The sequence below is a fragment of the Thiohalocapsa sp. genome, assembly GCF_019695415.1.
GTDB lineage: Bacteria > Pseudomonadota > Gammaproteobacteria > Chromatiales > Chromatiaceae > Thiohalocapsa.
This window is the reverse complement of record NZ_JAIFKJ010000108.1, coordinates 1-4543: the sequence shown is the minus strand read 5'-3', so window position 1 is coordinate 4543 and position 4543 is coordinate 1. Positions and strand designations below refer to the sequence as shown.

General features: G+C 70.1%; 6 protein-coding genes and 1 other RNA gene. 4 read left to right on the top strand and 3 right to left on the bottom strand.

Translation table 11 applies throughout. The annotated features are described in order from the left end of the window. The 3 genes from ubiH to I6U14_RS02385 all read right to left on the bottom strand — a co-directional run. Positions 1-1126 (bottom strand): 2-octaprenyl-6-methoxyphenyl hydroxylase (ubiH, locus tag I6U14_RS02395; protein WP_296896596.1); only part of this gene is annotated, 1126 nt, incomplete at its 3' end. 2 nt (positions 1127-1128) lie between these two features. Further along, a complete protein-coding gene (gene pepP, locus I6U14_RS02390; RefSeq protein WP_296896594.1) occupies positions 1129-2502 on the bottom strand; it encodes a Xaa-Pro aminopeptidase in 1374 nt (457 codons plus the stop codon). 8 nt (positions 2503-2510) lie between these two features. Further along, positions 2511-3092, bottom strand: coding sequence for a YecA family protein (locus I6U14_RS02385; RefSeq protein ID WP_296896592.1), 582 nt, complete (start codon positions 3090-3092; stop codon positions 2511-2513). 169 nt (positions 3093-3261) lie between these two features. On the opposite strand from I6U14_RS02385, the gene I6U14_RS02380 reads away from it, so the two are divergent. The 4 genes from I6U14_RS02380 to I6U14_RS02365 form a co-directional block, all read left to right on the top strand. Next, positions 3262-3471 (top strand): TIGR02449 family protein, encoded by a 210-nt coding sequence (locus I6U14_RS02380; protein WP_296896589.1) that lies wholly within the window; start codon positions 3262-3264, stop codon positions 3469-3471. Beyond that, on the top strand, positions 3468-3794 hold the full coding sequence (locus I6U14_RS02375; RefSeq protein ID WP_296896587.1) for a cell division protein ZapA: 327 nt from the start codon (positions 3468-3470) through the stop codon (positions 3792-3794). The genes I6U14_RS02380 and I6U14_RS02375 overlap by 4 nt, the downstream gene beginning before the upstream one ends. 14 nt (positions 3795-3808) lie before the next feature. Continuing rightward, positions 3809-3993: non-coding RNA, 6S RNA (gene ssrS / locus I6U14_RS02370), on the top strand. Further along, a partial coding sequence (locus tag I6U14_RS02365; RefSeq protein WP_296896585.1) for a 5-formyltetrahydrofolate cyclo-ligase occupies positions 3990-4543 on the top strand: 554 nt, incomplete at its 3' end. The genes ssrS and I6U14_RS02365, both read left to right, overlap by 4 nt.

Sequence of the window (4543 nt, the reverse complement as noted above, 5' to 3'; positions counted from 1 at the left end):
CCTCCGCGCGGGCACGCACCGGCGGGAAGGGGTTCCCGAACAGGCGGGCCAGCGTGTCCGTGACCAACTCGACGTTACGCTGATCCGGGCCGCGCCGCTTGCGGTACGCGTCGAGCACCGCGGGCGCGCCCGGGTCGCGGCCGGTGACCTGGGCCGTTACCAGAAGATCGGCAAGCTCGGCGACGTCCCGCAGCCCGAGGTTGAACCCCTGGCCCGCCACCGGATGCAGTGTGTGCGCGGCGTTGCCGACCAGCGCCACCCGCGGACGGGTGATCTGCTTGGCCAGCACCAACCGCAGCGGATACGCAATGCGGCGTCCGGGCTTGGTGAACGCCCCGAGCCGGCGGCCGAAGCGCTGCTGCAATGCCTCGATGAAGGCATCATCCTCGAGCCCGAGGATGGCCGGTGTGTCGCGCTCCCGCGCGGTCCAGACCACGGACCAGCGCCCGCCGGTCATCGGCAGCAGCGCGAGCGGGCCGGAATCCGTGAAGCGCTCGTAGGCGACGCCCGTCTGCGGCTGCAGCGGCGTGACCGTGGAGATGATGGCGTCGTAGCCATAGCTGTGCTCGCGCACGCCGAGCTTGAGCCGCTTGCGCACGGCCGAGTCGCCGCCGTCCGCCGCCACCAGCAGGTGGGTGCGTAACAGCCGGGAGACGCCGTCAACGGCAACCTCCAGATCCACGTGGTGCTGCTCCACGCGCAGCCCGCCGAGACGGGCCGGGCGCAGCAGGTCCACGCCGTCGGCCTGTGCCAGGGCGCCCTCGATGGCCGCGCCGATGGCCCGCGCCGGTGCCACATAGCCGAGTGCCGGCACGCCCTCATCCGCTGCGTCCAGGTGCGCGAAGCCGAAATGCCCGCGGTCGGACACATGCACGCGACGGATGGGCTCGGCGGCGCCGGCCAGGGCCGGCCAGATGCCGAGCCCGGCGAAGATCCGCTGGCTGCTCAGCGACAGGGCGATGACACGCTCGTCGTACTGTGCCGGCGGCGGCTTGCCGGCGCTGCCGGGCGCTTGCGGTGTGGTGGCCTCCACCACGGCCACCCGCAGCCCGCTGCCGCCCAGTGCACAAGCGAGGCTGCCGCCGACGAGGCCGCCGCCGACGATCACCAGATCGTAGTCCTGCATGCTCACTGCTCCTGCTGGGAATGCTGGGGTAGGTGCGTGGCGGACGCGCCGCCCCCAGCCATCAGGCGCTCGATGGCGTCCGGGTCCTTGGGGACGTCGCGGGAGAGCACCTCGTGCCCGTCTTCGGTCACCAGCACGTCGTCTTCGATGAGGATACCGATGCCGCGGAACTGCGCCGGCGCCTGCGCGTCCGGCGCCACGTAGAGCCCCGGCTCCACGGTCAGGACCATGCCTGGTTCCAGAGTGCGCCACTTGCCGTCTACCTTGTAACTGCCGACGTCGTGCACATCCATGCCGAGCCAGTGGCCGGTGCGGTGCATGTAGAAGGGCTTGTACTTTTCATCCTTGATGAGCTGGGGCAGGTCCTTGCGGGTGCCCTCGATGAAGCCCAGGTCCACGAGCCCGCGGGTCAGCACCTTGAGCGCCGCCCGGTGCGGGGCGTCCCAGCGCTTGCCCGGCTTCACGGCAGCAATGGCCGCCTGCTGGGCGGCGAGCACCAGCTCGTAGAGGGTGCGCTGCGGGCCGCTGAAGCGCCCACTCACCGGAAAGGTGCGGGTGATGTCCGAGGCATAGCCGTCCAGCTCGCAGCCGGCGTCCACCAGCACCAGGTCGCCGTCACGCAGCGTGTCTGCGTTCTCGACGTAATGAAGCACACAGGCGTTGCTGCCGCCGCCGACGATGGGTGGATACGCCTGGAAGCGCGCCCCCTGCTCGGCGCAGGCGTGCAGAAACGTAGCCTCCAGCTGCTGCTCGCTGGGCCCCGGCCGGCAGGTCTGCAGGAGCCGACGGTGCGCGGCGGCGGAGATGCCCGCGGCCCGGCGCATGGTGGCGCGCTCGCGCTTGCTCTTGATGAGCCGTCGCTCGTGCAGTAGCTCATCGGAGGTGAGCAGTGCCGTTGGGGCGCTGACCCCCTTGCGGGCCTGGGCGCGCACAGCCCGCAGCCAGCCCATCACCTTGAGATCCAAGTCTGCGTCGACGCCCAGCGGGTAGTGGATACGCTTGCGGTCGGCGAGCAGCTCCGGCAGCTTCTCGTCCAGCTCCGCCAGCGGGTGTGCGGCGTCGGCGCCGAACTGCTCCGTTGCGCCCTCAGTGCCGAACCTGTAGCCGTCCCAGACCTCCCGCTCAGGGTCGCGCGGGCGGCAGAAGAGCACGAATTCGCCATCCTCGTGCTTGGGCGCCAGCACGGCCACCGCGTCCGGCTCCGGGAAGCCGGTGAGCCAGGCGAAGTCGCTGCTCTGGCGGAAGGGATAGTGCACGTCGCGGTTGCGCGCCACCTCCTGCGCGGCGGGCACGATCAGCACCCCGTCGGGGCCGATGGCCCGGAGCAGGTCGCGGCGGCGGCGCTTGAGCTCTTTGGCGGTGCTCGCAGGCATCATCGACTGCCTCAGGCGCCGCGGGCCGGGGTGTCCTGCTCGCGCAGCAGGAGTGCCGCCACCCGGAGGAATTCGAGCACCTCCGTCAGTGCTGCCTCGTTCTCGGCGCTGTCGTCCAGATCGTCGAGGTCCATGCGGGTCAGCTCCATGAGGTCGTCGAACACCTCCCGGGTCTCCGGCGCCAGCCGCGCCTGATCGAGATTGGCGATGCCGAGGCCGTAGAGCAGCCCGCGGGTCCAGCCGTGCACCGCGGTGGCGCGCTCCCGCAAGGGTCGGGCATCTGCCGGGAGCAGCGGGTGGAAGGCCTGCTCGGTGTCCGCTAGTGCGGCGTCCGTGGCGGTGGCAAGCGCATCGAGCGCCGCACGGCGGGCACCGGCGTCGGCATCCTGCGCCGGCTCTTGGCCGGTCGGCATCAGCTCTGCTAGCCAGCGTTGGCGGGGCTGCTCGGCGCCGCTCGCGAGCAGGCCGCAGTAGATGCCATGGGCTTCGGCGGCGGAGCAGGACAGGCTGCTCGGCGCCAGCAGGCGCTCCAGCTCGTCGTGGTCCGGAGCGACGGTGGCGGGCGCGGTGGTCTGGTCGGGGTCTGGTGTCATCGCTACTGGGGTGCTCTGCGAGGTCTCTGCCATTATGACGGTTACGCGGGGCTGTCAGCGAGCCACGCAGCCTGGTGGGCTGGTGCGGCCGTGTCAATTGACCGGCTTGCACCCGGCTCTTATAGTGCCGCGCAAGCGAGTTAACGGTTGGTGGCGGCGGACGAGCCTCATGCGAGCATTCGATCTCGATCGGTTAGAGCGACAGGTGGACGATTTGCTCCGCCAGATCGAGCGGCTGCGCGAAGAGAACGCTTCCCTGCGGGCCAGTCAGGAGCATCTCGTGGCGGAGCGCGCCGATCTGATCGAAAAGACCGAGCTTGCGCGCAGTAAGGTGGAAGCGATGGTCGCACGGCTGAAGTCGATGGAGGAGCAACTATGAGCGACGAATCCATTCCGGTCACCGTGCAGATCCTGGACAAGGACTACCGGATCGCCTGTGCACCCGGCGAGGAGCAGGGCTTGATGGAGTCCGCGCGGCTTCTCGATAAGCGCATGCGCGAGGTGCGCCAGAACGGGCGGGTCATCGGCGCTGACCGGATTGCCGTCATGGCCGCACTGAACGTGATCTACGCGCTGATGCAGCGCAACACCGCCGCTGCGCTCGACAACGAGCGCCTGGCGCGCCTGCAGGACCGCATCGACACGGTGACGGGGACGGGCGGCGCGACGACCGGGGTGGACGAGTCCGGCGATTCCGTATAGCCTGTTTTGCAAGACATCCCCTGCGGTATCCGACAGCGGCCCGGGTATTTTCTTGAGCCTAATCCGTACCCCGGGGACGCGCCGCGGAGGCCGGTGTGCAAGTCCGCCGTGAGCGGAAAGCCTTGAGCCGCCGTTCTGCGTCCCCCCTTGAACCGCCTGGTTCAAGAACGAGGGCTGCATCGCTACAGGTGGGGGATGTCCCTCACTCCCTTGACCGACACCGTCGACAGCCCGCTTAGCTTGCGCCGTCGCCTGCGTGCTGCCCGCCGCAGTCTCGATCCGCAAGAGCAGCAGGCCCATGCCCGCGCTATTGTTGCGCACTTGCTGCGCGCTCATGTGCTGCGCGGGGCCAAGCGCATCGCCCTCTATGTCGCCGCCGACGGGGAGCCGGACATCCGGCAGCTCCTCCTGGAGCGCATGCCGCGTCGCGGTCGGCGCTGGTATCTGCCGGTGCTGCGCGGCCATGCGGCGGGGCGGCTCTGGCTCGTGCGGCATCGCCCCGGCGAGCCCCTGACGCCCAATCGCTTCGGCATCCCAGAGCCCGTGCGCCGACGTCGGCAGATCCAGCCGTTGCATGCCCTGGACTTGATACTCCTGCCGCTGGTGGGCTTCGATGCCCAATGCAACCGCATCGGCATGGGTGCCGGCTTCTACGACCGCAGCCTGGCGCCCCTACGCCGCCGCCGGCCCTGGCGCCGGCCCCTCCTGGTGGGCATCGCACACCAGTGCCAGCGGGGGGAGCGACTGGA

What these genes read in the sequence shown, in the direction of transcription:
- pepP (WP_296896594.1), bottom strand. Translation starts at nt 2,502, where the DNA reads ATGATGCCTGCGAGCACCGCCAAAGAGCTCAAGCGCCGCCGCCGCGAC.
- I6U14_RS02385 (WP_296896592.1), bottom strand. Translation starts at nt 3,092, where the DNA reads ATGACACCAGACCCCGACCAGACCACCGCGCCCGCCACCGTCGCTCCG.
- I6U14_RS02380 (WP_296896589.1), top strand. Translation starts at nt 3,262, where the DNA reads ATGCGAGCATTCGATCTCGATCGGTTAGAGCGACAGGTGGACGATTTG.
- I6U14_RS02375 (WP_296896587.1), top strand. Translation starts at nt 3,468, where the DNA reads ATGAGCGACGAATCCATTCCGGTCACCGTGCAGATCCTGGACAAGGAC.